At 39.5% G+C, this 13,331-nt stretch carries 16 protein-coding genes; 10 read left to right on the top strand and 6 right to left on the bottom strand.

The genetic code is table 11. From position 1 onward, the window contains the following. The first annotated feature begins 291 nt into the window (after positions 1-291). The 3 genes from GEZ85_RS08510 to GEZ85_RS08500 are packed head-to-tail and all read left to right on the top strand — an operon-like array spanning position 292 to position 2,421. Positions 292-933 (top strand): amino acid ABC transporter permease, encoded by a 642-nt coding sequence (locus GEZ85_RS08510; RefSeq protein WP_153210035.1) that lies wholly within the window; start codon positions 292-294, stop codon positions 931-933. 9 nt (positions 934-942) lie between these two features. Continuing rightward, positions 943-1,572, top strand: a complete 630-nt coding sequence (locus tag GEZ85_RS08505; protein ID WP_125393599.1) for an amino acid ABC transporter ATP-binding protein — start codon at positions 943-945, stop codon at positions 1,570-1,572. Between the two features lie 9 nt (positions 1,573-1,581). After that, positions 1,582-2,421: an amino acid ABC transporter substrate-binding protein gene (locus GEZ85_RS08500; RefSeq protein ID WP_153210036.1), complete on the top strand. Its 840-nt coding sequence runs from the start codon at positions 1,582-1,584 to the stop codon at positions 2,419-2,421. A 61-nt stretch (positions 2,422-2,482) separates the two neighbouring features. Here the strand turns inward: GEZ85_RS08500 and lysS are convergent, their stop codons facing one another. From lysS to GEZ85_RS08475, 5 genes are all read right to left on the bottom strand, one after another. After that, positions 2,483-3,973, bottom strand: coding sequence for a lysine--tRNA ligase (gene lysS / locus GEZ85_RS08495; protein WP_000102450.1), 1,491 nt, complete (start codon positions 3,971-3,973; stop codon positions 2,483-2,485). 137 nt (positions 3,974-4,110) lie between these two features. Next, positions 4,111-4,728, bottom strand: a complete 618-nt coding sequence (locus tag GEZ85_RS08490; RefSeq protein WP_084924227.1) for a histidine phosphatase family protein — start codon at positions 4,726-4,728, stop codon at positions 4,111-4,113. Beyond that, positions 4,728-5,210: an aminoacyl-tRNA deacylase gene (locus GEZ85_RS08485; RefSeq protein ID WP_084924229.1), complete on the bottom strand. Its 483-nt coding sequence runs from the start codon at positions 5,208-5,210 to the stop codon at positions 4,728-4,730. Before GEZ85_RS08485 ends, GEZ85_RS08490 begins: the two co-directional genes overlap by 1 nt. Further along, positions 5,210-6,052 carry a DUF368 domain-containing protein gene (locus GEZ85_RS08480; protein ID WP_153210037.1) on the bottom strand — a complete coding sequence of 281 codons (843 nt, stop codon included), beginning with the start codon at positions 6,050-6,052 and terminating at the stop codon, positions 5,210-5,212. The genes GEZ85_RS08485 and GEZ85_RS08480 overlap by 1 nt, the downstream gene beginning before the upstream one ends. 94 nt (positions 6,053-6,146) lie before the next feature. Further along, positions 6,147-6,947 (bottom strand): GH25 family lysozyme, encoded by an 801-nt coding sequence (locus GEZ85_RS08475; protein ID WP_153210038.1) that lies wholly within the window; start codon positions 6,945-6,947, stop codon positions 6,147-6,149. Positions 6,948-7,102: 155 nt separating this feature from the next. Between GEZ85_RS08475 and glmU the strand changes: the two genes are divergently transcribed. The 7 genes from glmU to GEZ85_RS08440 all read left to right on the top strand — a co-directional run bounded on the left by glmU (position 7,103) and on the right by GEZ85_RS08440 (position 13,098). Further along, positions 7,103-8,482 (top strand): bifunctional UDP-N-acetylglucosamine diphosphorylase/glucosamine-1-phosphate N-acetyltransferase GlmU, encoded by a 1,380-nt coding sequence (glmU, locus tag GEZ85_RS08470; protein ID WP_153210039.1) that lies wholly within the window; start codon positions 7,103-7,105, stop codon positions 8,480-8,482. Positions 8,483-8,491: 9 nt separating this feature from the next. Continuing rightward, positions 8,492-9,037 (top strand): NUDIX hydrolase, encoded by a 546-nt coding sequence (locus GEZ85_RS08465; protein WP_125452958.1) that lies wholly within the window; start codon positions 8,492-8,494, stop codon positions 9,035-9,037. 11 nt (positions 9,038-9,048) lie between these two features. After that, positions 9,049-9,360 carry a cell wall synthase accessory phosphoprotein MacP gene (macP, locus tag GEZ85_RS08460; RefSeq protein WP_125452959.1) on the top strand — a complete coding sequence of 104 codons (312 nt, stop codon included), beginning with the start codon at positions 9,049-9,051 and terminating at the stop codon, positions 9,358-9,360. A gap of 16 nt (positions 9,361-9,376) precedes the next feature. Continuing rightward, a complete protein-coding gene (locus tag GEZ85_RS08455) occupies positions 9,377-10,069 on the top strand; it encodes a 5'-methylthioadenosine/adenosylhomocysteine nucleosidase (protein ID WP_153210040.1) in 693 nt (230 codons plus the stop codon). Positions 10,070-10,145: 76 nt separating this feature from the next. Next, positions 10,146-10,637, top strand: a complete 492-nt coding sequence (gene rocS / locus GEZ85_RS08450) for a chromosome segregation protein RocS (RefSeq protein ID WP_000021242.1) — start codon at positions 10,146-10,148, stop codon at positions 10,635-10,637. Positions 10,638-10,735: 98 nt separating this feature from the next. Next, positions 10,736-11,326, top strand: a complete 591-nt coding sequence (locus GEZ85_RS08445) for a 3'-5' exonuclease (protein WP_153210041.1) — start codon at positions 10,736-10,738, stop codon at positions 11,324-11,326. Positions 11,327-11,334: 8 nt separating this feature from the next. Beyond that, entirely contained in the window at positions 11,335-13,098 is a 1,764-nt protein-coding gene (locus GEZ85_RS08440) for a glycerophosphoryl diester phosphodiesterase membrane domain-containing protein (RefSeq protein WP_153210042.1), read from the top strand. Positions 13,099-13,198: 100 nt separating this feature from the next. On the opposite strand, the gene GEZ85_RS08435 is transcribed toward GEZ85_RS08440, so the two are convergent. Next, the coding region (locus GEZ85_RS08435) for a transposase (protein WP_170085076.1) at positions 13,199-13,331 on the bottom strand (133 nt) is incomplete at its 5' end.

Here is a 13,331-nt window from a genome sequence, read left to right as displayed (position 1 = left end):
AAGTTAATTTCATAATAAAAACACCCCAAAAGTTAGATTTTTTCTGTCTAACTTTTGGGGTGCAGTTCAGTTCCGCTATTGGAAATCTCTAGCTTTTTTGTGGCTGAGAACTATTTTGTCTCAGGTTATGGTAATTTGGGCTTATAGCCCTGGGATAAACCACTCGTTAGACGGGTGGTCATGATTGATAGATATAGTTTTTCTTTTTAAAAGAGAATTTTTTTGCAAAAATCCTTGGAATTTTTGTTTATTTATGCTATAATGGGAACAATTATTTTTAGGAGGTGCAGTATGTCTTATTTGTTTGAGATATTACCGAGTTTATTGAGCGGTGCAAGCATGACTTTGCAGGTTTTTGCACTGGTCTTGATTTTTTCTATTCCCTTGGGCGTTTTGATTGCCTTTGCCTTGCAAGTCCATTGGAAGCCCCTCCATCATCTGATTAATATTTATATTTGGATTATGCGGGGAACACCCTTGCTCTTGCAATTAATCTTTATCTATTATGTCCTACCAAGTATTGGGATTCGTTTGGATCGTCTTCCTGCGGCTATTATTGCCTTTGTTTTGAATTATGCGGCTTACTTTGCTGAAATCTTCCGTGGGGGGATTGATACCATTCCTAGAGGTCAATACGAGGCTGCTAAGGTCTTGAAGTTTAATCCTTTTGATACAGTACGCTATATTATTTTGCCTCAGGTGACCAAGATTGTTCTTCCAAGCGTATTTAATGAGGTTATGAGTTTGGTCAAGGATACGTCTCTGGTCTACGCTCTAGGAATTTCAGACCTTATCTTGGCGAGTCGAACAGCTGCCAACCGTGATGCCAGTCTTGTTCCCATGTTCTTGGCAGGAGCCATTTACTTGATTTTGATTGGGATTGTGACCATTCTTGCCAAAAAAGTTGAGAAGAAGTACAGTTACTATAGATAGGAGGCTGCCATGTTAGAATTACGAAATATCAATAAGGGATTTGGTGGAAAGCAAATTTTATCTAATTTCAGTCTAAAAATTCCTGAAAAGCAAATCCTGGCTATAGTTGGGCCTTCGGGTGGAGGTAAGACAACCCTCTTACGTATGCTTGCAGGTCTTGAAACCATCGATTCAGGACAAATCTTTTATAATGGAGAACCTTTGGAACTGAATGAATTGGAGAAGCGAAATCTACTGGGATTTGTATTCCAAGATTTTCAACTTTTCCCTCATTTATCAGTTCTAGACAATTTGACCTTATCTCCTGTGAAAACAATGGGAATGAAGCAGGAAGAGGCAGAGAAGAAGGCACGTGGACTCTTGGAACAGTTAGGGCTGGCAGGACATGCAGATGCCTATCCCTTCTCACTATCAGGTGGGCAAAAGCAGCGGGTGGCCTTGGCGCGTGCTATGATGATTGACCCAGAAATCATAGGTTACGATGAACCAACTTCTGCCCTGGATCCAGAATTACGCTTGGAAGTGGAAAAGCTGATCTTGCAAAATAGGAAACTTGGCATGACCCAGATTGTGGTTACCCACGATTTGCAGTTTGCGGAAAATATCGCAGATCAGATTCTCAAAGTTGAGCCCAAGTAGGAGGTGCCAATGACTAATAAGAAAATTGCTTTAGTATTGGTTTCTCTCCTGACTCTCTTTTTAACGGCTTGTACTCAGAAGGCTAGTGATCCAAAGCAGGATAACTGGGATAAGTATCAAGAGCAGGGGACTATTACTATTGGTTTTGACAATACCTTTGTACCCATGGGATTTGAAGAAAAGAATGGCCAATATACAGGCTTTGATATTGATTTGGCGCAAGCAGTTTCTGAAAAATTAGGTGTCAAGGTGCAATTTCAACCAATCGACTGGGATATGAAGGAGACGGAGCTACAAAATGGAACCATAGATGCCATCTGGAATGGGTATTCTGCCACTGATGAACGCCGAGAGAAGGTTGCTTTTAGCATTCCATACATGGAAAATCAGCAAGTTCTGGTTGCGAAGAAAAACCAGCAGATCCATTCAGTAGAGGATATGAAGGATAAGACCTTGGGAGCCCAAGCAGGATCCTCTGGTTATCTAGACTTTGAAGCGCAGCCAGATTTATTGAAAAATCGTGTTAAAGACCAGAAAGCCAATCAATATCAGAGTTTCAATGAAGCCTTGATTGATTTGAAGAATGATCGAATTGATGCCTTGTTGATTGACCGAGTGTATGCTAATTACTATCTTCAGTCTGAGGGGATATTAAATGACTACAATGTCTTTTCGGCTGGATTTGAAAGTGAATCCTTTGCAGTCGGAGTTAGACCAGCTGACAAAAGATTACTACAAGCTTTAAACCAAGCTTTTGTTCAACTTTACCAAGAAGGGAAGTTCCAAGAGATTAGCCATAAATGGTTTGGAGAAGATGTAGCAACCAAAGAAGTGAAAAGTAGAGATTGAGTTTTTACTCAGTCTCTTTTTGTATCGAAAAATCCTCTGGCAAGTACCAGAGGATAAGAGGTTATTTCATTGTTGGGAAGAGTAATACATCACGTATAGTAGTTGTATCAGTGAGTAGCATGCAGAGACGATCGATACCGATTCCCAAACCACCTGTTGGAGGCATACCGTATTCAAGGGCTTCAATGTAGTCGTAGTCGATGCCTGTCGCTTCATCGTCACCAAGTTCTTTAGCTTTAGCTTGGGCTTCAAAACGGCTAAGTTGGTCGATTGGATCGTTGAGCTCAGTAAAGGCATTACCGTACTCCTTAGTCATGATGAAGAGTTCAAAACGGTCAGTAAAGCGTTGGTCTTCAGGATTCTTCTTAGCAAGTGGAGATACAGCTACTGGATGTCCATAGACAAAGGTTGGTTGGATTAAGGTTTCTTCAACAAACTCTTCAAAGAAGGCATTGATGATGTGACCAACCTCAGTGTAGTGTTTCTCAACTGGAACTTTCTTCTCAGCAGCGATAGCTTTGGCTTCCTCGAAAGTCATGTCTTGCCAGAAATCGACACCAGTAATTTCTTTGATAGCATCCACCATGTGAACACGTTTAAATGGTTCATTGATTTTGATTTCAGTACCTTGATAGTTAACTGGGCCATCGCCTTTGACTGATTTAGCAGCATGTTGGATAATGCCTTCCGTCAAGTCCATGATGTCTTGGAAGTCTGCATAAGCTTGGTAAACTTCGATAGAAGTGAACTCAGGGTTATGAGTAGCATCCATTCCTTCATTACGGAAAATACGGCCAATTTCATAGACACGTTCCATACCACCAACGATAAGGCGTTTCAAGTGAAGTTCAGTCGCGATACGAAGCACCATGTCAATGTTTTGGGCATTGTGGTGTGTGATAAATGGACGGGCAGCAGCACCACCGGCTTCATTATGAAGAACAGGTGTTTCCACTTCAAGGAAACCTTTTTGGTCAAGGTAACGACGGATTTCAGAAATGATTTTTGAACGAGTGACAAAGCGCTCAAAGCTTTCCCGGTTAGAAATCAAGTCAAGGTAACGTTTACGGTAAATTGTTTCAACGTCTGTCAAACCGTGGAATTTCTCTGGTAGAGGACGGAGAGCCTTGGATAAGTGTGTGATGTGGGTTGCTTTGATAGAGAGTTCTCCCATATCTGTACGCATGACTTCACCTTCGACACCAAGGAAGTCACCAAGGTCTGCTTTTTTGAAGATTTCATAGTTTTCTTCACCGACAGCATCCTTACGAACGTAGATCTGGATTTGACCTTCGCGGTCTTGAAGGTGGGCAAAACCTACTTTACCTTTACCCCGTTTGGTTACCAAGCGTCCTGCGATAGTAGCTGTTTCATTTTTATCGTGTAATTGTTCTTTATCGAGGTCGGCATATTTATCTTTTAATTCTTGTGAATTTGCAGTACGTTCAAAACGTTTTCCGAAAGGATCGATTCCTTGTTCACGGAGTGCAGCCATTTTTTCACGGCGAACGATCTGCTGGTCATTTAGTTCTTCCATATGTTCTGTTGACATGGGATCCTCCTAGTTTTACTCAAAATTGAATACGATGAGTCATTTTTTGCGATACTCCCATTTTATCATAAATAACCAAGAAATTCACGAATAATCTTTCAAAACTAAAAAGAACTTGACGCTACAATCAAGTTCTGTTATTGATAGGAAGTATCATTCCAAGTATTGAGAGTAAATGTTTCAAAATCATGGGTTTCTAGAATGGTCAGGCTGGCATTTGCTAGACCTCCATCTTTACGAAGAAGTGGTTCTTTATATCCTAGAAGAGTACGAAGACTGGCAGTAAGATTGGCGCCGTGTCCGACAATTAGAATACGCTCAGCTGGACTATCTTTTAATGATTTGATAAATTGGATGGTCCGTTGCGTGGTGCTATAGAGGGACTCTGCTCCAAACATTTGAGTGTCAAATTGAGCAAGGTTAGATCGGAAAGCTTTGATTTGTTGCGGGTAAATAGATTCCAAGGTTGCAATTTTCAAACCTTCCAACTTCCCCAGCTGCCATTCACGGAGATTAGGAACACTTTCTAAAGGACATGGGATCTGGAGTTGACTTTGGATAATTTCAGCAGATCTGACCGCTCGAGGTAAATCACTTGAATAAATCTGATCAAAAGGAATATCCTTGAGATACTGGCCTAGTCGTTTTAGGGTTTCAATGGATTCAGGAAGAAGGGGAGAATCACCACTAGCACCTTGAAAGCGTCCTTCTTGGTTCCAGACTGTACGACCGTGGCGGACAAAGTAGAGTTTCATTACTTTCTGTCCTCCAAGATATCTGCAAAGTCGGCCTTTACAAAGCTGGCCAAGTCTTGTGGCGCGACGATAATGCTGTGACCAACTTCTCCAGCAGAGACAATCATTTGATCCAAGTCTAGGGCGATTTTATCGATAAAAATGGGGTAATTGTGTTTCTGACGAATTCCGACAGGATTATTGGCTCCATGAATATAACCTGTTGTTTTTTCTAAGTCCTTTTGTGGAATCATGCTCACTTTTTTATTGCCAGAAATTTTAGCTAGTTTCTTTTCAGACAAGTGTTGAGTGATAGGGATAATTCCAATAATCGGTCCTGTCTTGTCTCCCAAAAGAGCCAAGGTTTTGAAAATCTGATCTCGTTCATAACCTTGAGGAAGCTCTCCTTCTAGGGCATTGATTTGAATCCCCTGATGTGGGATACCTGCTTTAGACAGGATTTGTTCCACCAATGTTTTTTTGATTTTAACCTTTTTTGCCATTATTTATACTTATCCTCCAATTGGCTCATCCAAATACCAAGCCAGATTCCCAGCGCAAAGAAGAAGGCGATGATGACATACCCAACAAGAGAAATACCAGTGTATTGGATACTTTCAGCGTTTCCTGCATTTGGAATTAAGATCAAAAGGGTACTTGAAAGGACGATACCGATGATGAAATGATAGACGCGTGAGTGGTAGTTATTTAGGGCATAATCCATCAATTTTGAAAAAATAATGAGAGTTGCACCTGCTCCGATTCCAATCGGGAAGAAGGTTCCCAAGAGGTCGAAGGTTTTAAAACCAGTCAACATAGGAGCATAGAGGCCCAAAATCAAAAGTAGATTTGATGGACTGAGGCCAGGAACCAATACGCCAAGAGCCAGCAGTGCACCAGCTAGGACGAAATTAAGAAAGCTGGCACTTAAGGTTCCAACTACAAAATTTAAGGCATAGAGACCTAGTCCAGAAATGATAAAGGTTGCCCAGAACCAAGCTAAATCAATCTTGTCTCGGTCAGATTCTCGAGTTGATTCTTTTAGAAGGCTAGGAACTGTACCAATGATGGCACCCGCAAAGCTCCATAAGACAAAGACCTGATAATTTTCAAGCAGGTATTCAATCGGGTAAGAAAATAAGCCGATTCCCAGAAGCATACCGAAGGCAACTGGAATAAAGTACAAAACATTTTCTTTAAAGTCCTTAAAGGGATGGGCCAGAAAGCCAATCATTCGTTCATAAATTCCTAAGATTGCTGCTAGAACCCCTCCGGAAATTCCCGGTAAGATAAATCCAAGAGCAATGACAATCCCTTTAATAACACGTGCTAACCATGAGAGCATATTGTTCCTCCAACTATTTCTATTTCAAAAAATCCTTACTATATTGTATCACAATCAAACACAAAAAGAAAAAGCAAATGATAAACAAATGCTTTTAAGGTTTTAAAAAGATTTTTCTAAAGGTTTCTTCTTTGTTTTTTAAGGAAGAAATGACGTTGATGTCCAAATCGTGGTCAAAGCCAGCAATTTTTCCTTTAGATGTGTACTGGTGGATGTCGTAATCTAAATCAGTTTTTGGAGTTGCCTCGTAAAATCCTGAGTCAGAACCATAGGAAGGAATCCAAACAGAGGTAAACTTGTCTGTATCAATACTGTGTTCTTCCATGAAGTAGACCCCGACGTAGATTCCGATATTTTTAGCACCTAGTGATTCTAGTTTTGCTCGAAAGGCTTCAACACCTTCGTTCATATTGGACATGGTTTTATCTTCCACGTCTAGCCAATAGTAACTAGGGCTGTATGGCGATGAAGCGTTATAAAAAACTTCAGCAGCCTTTTCCATTTCTTGGACACTTTTTCCAGCTACAAAGGCATAGACACCAACTGGGACATTTCGTTTTTGAAACTCGGTAATATGGGTTTTAAAGGCCTTATCTACCCCATTAACAAAGGAAGCATCGTTTTCTTTTAAAGACTGAGCGCCACTATGTACACGAACGATAGCTCCAGAAATGTTTTGGGACAGAGTATCGTAATTTATTTCCTCAGGTCGTTGCCAACCAGAAACATCAATCACCGGTTTATCTATATTATGTAGCGCTTGCGATTCTACTTGGGCGATATTGGATTTTGTTTTTACGGGATGATCTTCAAAACGAGGGCGATTCAGGATTAAAATGAAAATTATAATCCCAAAAAAACCAAATAAAATAAGCGGATTAATTTTCTTTCTCATATCTCATAATTTTACCTTAAAAATGAAAAAAAATCAAAAAAAATACTCAAAAAATGGGTTAAGGAAAGGACTTTAGAGCATTTTTTCATTCAAGAGCGCGGAATGATTTGAAATATGGTATAATAAAAGAGAATTTCTAGAGAAAAGAGAAGATTATGTCAAATTATGCCATTATTTTAGCAGCGGGTAAAGGGACTCGCATGAAATCTGATTTGCCAAAAGTGTTGCACAAGGTTGCGGGTATTTCTATGTTGGAACATGTTTTCCGTAGTGTCGGAGCGATCCAACCTGAAAAGACAGTCACAGTTGTAGGACATAAGGCAGAATTGGTTGAGGAAGTCTTGGCTGGACAGACAGAAGTTGTGACTCAATCTGAACAGTTAGGGACTGGCCATGCAGTTATGATGACAGAGCCTATCCTAGAAGGTTTGTCAGGTCACACCTTGGTCATTGCAGGGGATACTCCTTTAATCACAGGTGAAAGCTTGAAAAACTTGATTGATTTCCACATCAATCATAAGAATGTAGCGACTATCTTGACTGCTGAAACAGATAATCCTTTCGGCTATGGACGAATTGTGCGTAATGACAATGCTGAAGTTCTTCGCATTGTTGAGCAGAAGGATGCTACAGATTTTGAAAAGCAAATCAAGGAAATCAACACTGGAACATATATTTTTGATAACGAGCGTTTGTTTGAGGCTTTGAAAAATATCAATACCAACAACGCTCAAGGTGAATACTATATCACAGATGTCATTGGGATTTTCCGTGAAGCTGGTGAAAAAGTTGGCGCTTATACTTTGAAAGATTTTGATGAGAGTCTTGGAGTAAATGACCGTGTAGCACTTGCGACAGCTGAGTCGGTTATGCGTCGTCGCATCAATCACCAACACATGGTCAATGGTGTTAGCTTTGTCAATCCAGAAGCAACTTATATCGATATTGATGTTGAGATTGCTCCTGAAGTTCAAATCGAAGCCAATGTTACCTTGAAAGGGCAAACGAAAATTGGTGCTGAGACTATTTTGACAAACGGTACTTATGTAGTGGATAGCACTATTGGAGCAGGAGCTGTTATTACTAACTCTATGATTGAAGAAAGTAGTGTTGCTGATGGAGTGACAGTCGGACCTTATGCCCACATTCGTCCAGGTTCAAGTCTGGGTGCCCAAGTTCATATTGGTAACTTTGTTGAGGTGAAAGGTTCTTCTATCGGCGAGAATACTAAGGCTGGTCATTTGACTTATATCGGAAACTGTGAAGTGGGTAGCAAGGTTAATTTCGGTGCAGGAACTATTACAGTCAACTACGATGGTAAAAACAAATACAAAACAGTCATTGGTAACAATGTCTTTGTTGGTTCAAATTCAACCATTATTGCGCCAGTAGAACTTGGTGACAATTCCCTCGTTGGTGCTGGTTCAACTATAACTAAAGACGTGCCAGCAGATGCGATTGCGATTGGTCGCGGTCGTCAGGTTAATAAAGACGAATATGCAACACGCCTTCCTCATCATCCTAAGAATCAGTAGGAGCCTATCATGGAATTTGAAGAAAAAACACTTAGCAGAAAAGAAATCTATCAAGGACCAATATTTAAACTGGTCCAAGATCAGGTTGAATTACCAGAAGGTAAAGGAACTGCCCAACGGGATTTGATTTTCCACAATGGGGCTGTTTGTGTTTTAGCCGTAACGGATGAACAAAAACTCATCTTGGTCAAGCAGTACCGCAAAGCCATCGAGGCTGTCTCTTACGAAATTCCAGCTGGAAAACTGGAAGTAGGAGAAAATACAGACACTGTCGCAGCAGCCCTGCGTGAATTAGAGGAAGAAACAGCCTATACAGGGAAATTAGAACTCTTGTACGATTTTTACTCAGCCATTGGCTTTTGTAATGAAAAGTTAAAACTATACCTAGCAAGCGATTTGACAAAGGTGGAAAATCCGCGTTCGCAGGATGAGGATGAAACCTTGGAAGTCCTTGAAGTTAGTTTAGAAGAAGCTAAGGAATTAATCAAATTAGGTCATATCTGTGATGCCAAGACAATTATGGCTGTTCAGTATTGGGAATTGCAGAAAAAATAGAGGAGGTCAGTATGGGTAAACCTTTATTAACGGATGAAATAATCGAAAGAGCTAATAGAGGCGAAAAAATTTCAGGTCCTCCTTTGCTAGATGATGAGGAGACTAAGATTTTACCAACCTCTTCTTCCCGTTTTGGTTATGCCAATCCTAAGGATCATGGATTTAGTCAGGAAACCTTAAAGATTCAGGTCGAACCGTCTATTCATAAAAGCCGTCGCATTGAAAATACTAAGAGAAATGTCTTCAATTCTAAGTTAAATAAGATTTTATTTGCAGTCATCTTTCTCTTGATTTTGCTTGTCTTAGCAATGAAACTTTTGTAATAGAAAAGGAATTGAAATGAAAATAGGAATTATTGCAGCTATGCCAGAAGAACTAGCTTATTTGGTCCAGCATTTAGACAATGCCCAGGAGCAAGTTGTTTTAGGCAATACCTATCATACAGGAAACCTTGCCTCTCATGAAGTAGTTCTTGTAGAAAGTGGAATTGGTAAGGTCATGTCTGCTATGAGTGTGGCGATTTTGGCTGATCATTTCCAAGTGGATGCTGTGATTAATACGGGATCAGCTGGGGCAGTAGCAGAAGGTATTGCTGTTGGAGATGTTGTGATTGCTGACAAATTAGCCTATCATGACGTGGATGTTACAGCTTTTGGCTATGCTTATGGACAAATGGCGCAACAACCGCTTTATTTTGAATCAGATAAAACCTTTGTCGCCAAAATCCAAGAGAGTTTATCTCAATTGGATCAAAATTGGCATCTTGGTTTGATTGCTACAGGAGATAGTTTTGTTGCAGGAAATGATAAGATAGAAGCGATTAAGTCCCATTTCCCAGAAGTTTTAGCTGTTGAGATGGAGGGGGCAGCTATTGCTCAGGCAGCGCATGCTCTTAGTCTTCCAGTTTTAGTTATTCGAGCTATGAGTGACAATGCCAACCATAAAGCAAACATCTCTTTTGATGAGTTTATTATCGAAGCTGGACGTCGCTCTGCTCAAGTCTTGTTAGCCTTTTTGAAGGCCTTAGCTTAAGCGGAAATTTGACAGTTTTTCTAGCTTATGATAAGATTTAAGTAAAGAAAAGCTAGAAAACGTTTCAGAGGATATTATGAGTATTGAAATGACCGTCAGTGAGATTGCAGAGGTCTTAGGATTATCTCGCCAAGCAATCAATAACCGTGTCAAAGAATTACCAGAAGAAGACACAGATAAAAATGACAAAGGGGTAACAGTCGTTACCAGAAGTGGCTTGATTAAGCTAGAAGAAATCTATAAAAAAACGATTTTTGAAGATGAGCCTGTCAGTGAAGATGTCAAGCAACGTGAACTGATGGAGATTCTAGTTGATGAGAAGAATGCAGAAATTCTCCGTCTTTATGAACAATTAAAAGCCAAGGATCGTCAGTTATCAGAAAAAGACGAGCAGATGCGTATCAAAGACCGTCAGATTGCTGAGAAAGACAAACAACTCGATCAGCAGCAACAATTGACCCTTCAAGCCATGAAGGATCAAGAAAATCTTAAGCTAGAGCTGGACCAAGCAAAAGAAGAAGTCCAATCAACTAAGAAAGGCTTTTTTGCTCGTTTATTTGGAGGATAATCAAGGAGCTGTTTAGGTTAAATGCTAACCTGATGGCTTCTTTTATTTCTAAATAGTATAGTTGCTCAAGTAAAATAACAGTAGAGGAGAGGTAGAAAATGGAACGATTAGAAGATTATATTGCTTTCGACTTAGAATTTAATCAGCATGAAGGGCAAGCACACTTGATTCAAGTATCGGCAGTGCGTTTTAGAGATGGTCAGGAAATCGATGCCTATGATTCCTATGTTCATACTAGTGTGCCTCTAAAGAGTTTTATCAATGGTTTGACTGGGATTACAGCTGAGACCTTAAAAGATGCCCCTCCAGTGGAGAAAGTTATAAAAGATTTCCAAGAGTTTGTGGGTTCTTTACCCATGGTAGGCTACAATGCTGCTAAAAGTGATTTGCCTATTCTAGCAGAGCATGGTTTAGACTACAGTCAGCAGTACAAGGTAGATTTGTATGATGAAGCTTTTGAACGTCGGAGTTCGGATTTACATGGTATTGCCAATCTCAAATTGCAAACTGTTGCCTCATTTCTTGGATTTCAAGGTCAGTCTCATAATAGCTTAGAGGATGCTCGTATGACGGCGCGTGTTTACGAGTCCTTTCTAGAGTCGGATCAAGCTAGAGAGTTGTTAGGGGCAGAAAGTAACCTCTCGAATAATCCTTTTGGAGGCTTGGACTTGTCTCAATTATTTGACTAGGAGTGCCTATGAAACCTGAAAAACCTAAAAATCTAGGTTTTAAGCAGATATACTTTAATCTAGATAAAATACTCTTTCTTTTCTTCTTGACTTTCATGATGATTGAGTTTGTCTGGTTACCATCAAATTCTTGGATTGCTGGACTTTTGCTCCGTCAGACAGGCTATCTCTTTCTTTCCTACAACAATATTTTTGCCATTATAACGGGTTCACCCTTTATTAGTCTTGCTTTATTTGTTCTGGTAATTGTTAATTTATTGGTCGCCTATTACCAGATAGGACTTCTCTTTATTGGTGCTCGGCATTTATTATGCCATGAAAAAAGGACCTTGCTGGAGTACAGTCGTAAGGTCTTTCGCCAAAGTTTCTTGTTTATGAAGCAAGTCACGCTTGCAAAGATAGCCTTTATCTTCTTTTATGTCATGATGCTCTTTCCATTGCTTCGAAAGATTTTAAAGATTTACTACCTAAATAAAATTGTCATTCCGGACTTTATCATTGATTATATAGAAGACAAGTATTGGCTAGTAGGTATAGTGGTTACTATTCTGGCTTTACTGCTATTTTACATTTCAGTGCGCTTGATGTTTGCCTTACCCCAGATTTTATTTGAGAAAAAAACAGTCAAAGAAGCGGTCAGATACAGTCTAGAGAAGACAAGAAAGCACTCCTGGTTTTATACTTGGAACTTGCTTTGGTTTGTCGTCAAAACCTACCTATTTTTCATTCTTTTATTGATTCCAATATTAGCAAGTCAGGTGCTGATGGATGGTTTGACCCATAAGGAATCTCTTGTGCTAGGAATTATTAACTTTGTCTTGATTAAGAATTTCCACTATATGGCCTTGACTTACTTTCTCATTAAGTTTGTTTCCTTCTTAACAGGAGAAGAATTAGAAATCACACCAAGGAGAAAGAAAGACCACTGGATGAGATGGGGAGTGATGGGATGTGCTTGTATTTTTTTCGCTCTTGAGGGTTATGTTTATTTAGAAGCTCCAGTTGCCAATAAACCTTTAATTATCTCTCACAGGGGAGTATCTAATAAGAATGGTGTGCAAAATACAGTCCAATCTTTAGAAAAGACAGCCCAACTAAGTCCAGATTTCGTTGAGACAGATGTTCAGGAAACAAAAGATGGTCAGTTTGTCATGATGCATGATGCCAATATCAAGAATCTGACAGGAGTTAATGCCAATCCTCAGGATCTCACTTTGGAAGAATTAACCAAACTCAATATTTCAGAAAATGGTTATCATAGCAAGGTGTCTAGTTTTGATGACTATCTCAATAAAGCCAATGAATTGCATCAAAAACTCCTTATTGAAATTAAAACCAGTCGAAAAGATAGTCCAGATATGATGAAACGCTTTATGGAAAAATATGGAACGGTTCTTAAGCAGAATGGTCACCAAATGCAATCTTTGGACTACCATGTGATTGACCAGGTCTTAGCCTACGATACTCAAATTCCAGTCTTTTTAATCCTACCTTATAATAGTATTTTTCCAAGAACCAAGGCTACAGGTTATACCATGGAGTATTCAACTTTAGATGAAAATTTTGTCAACAAGCTTTGGAATACCGATCAGAAATTGTACGTGTGGACCATCAATAGTTCAGAGTCCTTTGATAAATCTGTTCATTTGGGAGCAGACGGCATGATAACGGATGACTTGGAAATGATTCAAGATCAGGTTACCATTGCCCAAGAAGACCCAGAGTATACGGAATTGCTTTTCAAACAGGCTATGGAATTCTTTAATTTTTAGTAATCAAAAAGAGTCTGGGACAAAAAGATTTTGATTTTAGGAATTCTTTATTATGAAATTTTAAAAGGCTCTTTGTCAACTGTAGTGGGTTGAAGAAAAGCTAAGTTCGAGAAAGGACAAATTTCGTCCTTTCTTTTTTGATGTTTAGAGCGATAAAAATCCTTTTTTTGAAGTTTTCAAAGTTTCGAAATCCAAAGGCATTGCGCTTGATAAGTTTGATGAGATTATTGGTC

It is taken from the genome of Streptococcus mitis (assembly GCF_009496205.1).
Classification (GTDB): Bacteria; Bacillota; Bacilli; order Lactobacillales; family Streptococcaceae; genus Streptococcus; species Streptococcus mitis_BN.
This window is presented reverse-complemented; position numbering and strand designations above follow the sequence as displayed.

What these genes read in the sequence shown, in the direction of transcription:
- GEZ85_RS08465 (WP_125452958.1), top strand. Translation starts at nt 8,492, where the DNA reads ATGGAATTTGAAGAAAAAACACTTAGCAGAAAAGAAATCTATCAAGGA.
- GEZ85_RS08480 (WP_153210037.1), bottom strand. Translation starts at nt 6,052, where the DNA reads ATGCTCTCATGGTTAGCACGTGTTATTAAAGGGATTGTCATTGCTCTT.
- GEZ85_RS08510 (WP_153210035.1), top strand. Translation starts at nt 292, where the DNA reads ATGTCTTATTTGTTTGAGATATTACCGAGTTTATTGAGCGGTGCAAGC.
- rocS (WP_000021242.1), top strand. Translation starts at nt 10,146, where the DNA reads ATGAGTATTGAAATGACCGTCAGTGAGATTGCAGAGGTCTTAGGATTA.
- GEZ85_RS08505 (WP_125393599.1), top strand. Translation starts at nt 943, where the DNA reads ATGTTAGAATTACGAAATATCAATAAGGGATTTGGTGGAAAGCAAATT.
- GEZ85_RS08445 (WP_153210041.1), top strand. Translation starts at nt 10,736, where the DNA reads ATGGAACGATTAGAAGATTATATTGCTTTCGACTTAGAATTTAATCAG.
- GEZ85_RS08440 (WP_153210042.1), top strand. Translation starts at nt 11,335, where the DNA reads ATGAAACCTGAAAAACCTAAAAATCTAGGTTTTAAGCAGATATACTTT.
- glmU (WP_153210039.1), top strand. Translation starts at nt 7,103, where the DNA reads ATGTCAAATTATGCCATTATTTTAGCAGCGGGTAAAGGGACTCGCATG.
- GEZ85_RS08455 (WP_153210040.1), top strand. Translation starts at nt 9,377, where the DNA reads ATGAAAATAGGAATTATTGCAGCTATGCCAGAAGAACTAGCTTATTTG.
- GEZ85_RS08485 (WP_084924229.1), bottom strand. Translation starts at nt 5,210, where the DNA reads ATGGCAAAAAAGGTTAAAATCAAAAAAACATTGGTGGAACAAATCCTG.
- GEZ85_RS08490 (WP_084924227.1), bottom strand. Translation starts at nt 4,728, where the DNA reads ATGAAACTCTACTTTGTCCGCCACGGTCGTACAGTCTGGAACCAAGAA.
- lysS (WP_000102450.1), bottom strand. Translation starts at nt 3,973, where the DNA reads ATGTCAACAGAACATATGGAAGAACTAAATGACCAGCAGATCGTTCGC.
- GEZ85_RS08500 (WP_153210036.1), top strand. Translation starts at nt 1,582, where the DNA reads ATGACTAATAAGAAAATTGCTTTAGTATTGGTTTCTCTCCTGACTCTC.
- GEZ85_RS08475 (WP_153210038.1), bottom strand. Translation starts at nt 6,947, where the DNA reads ATGAGAAAGAAAATTAATCCGCTTATTTTATTTGGTTTTTTTGGGATT.
- macP (WP_125452959.1), top strand. Translation starts at nt 9,049, where the DNA reads ATGGGTAAACCTTTATTAACGGATGAAATAATCGAAAGAGCTAATAGA.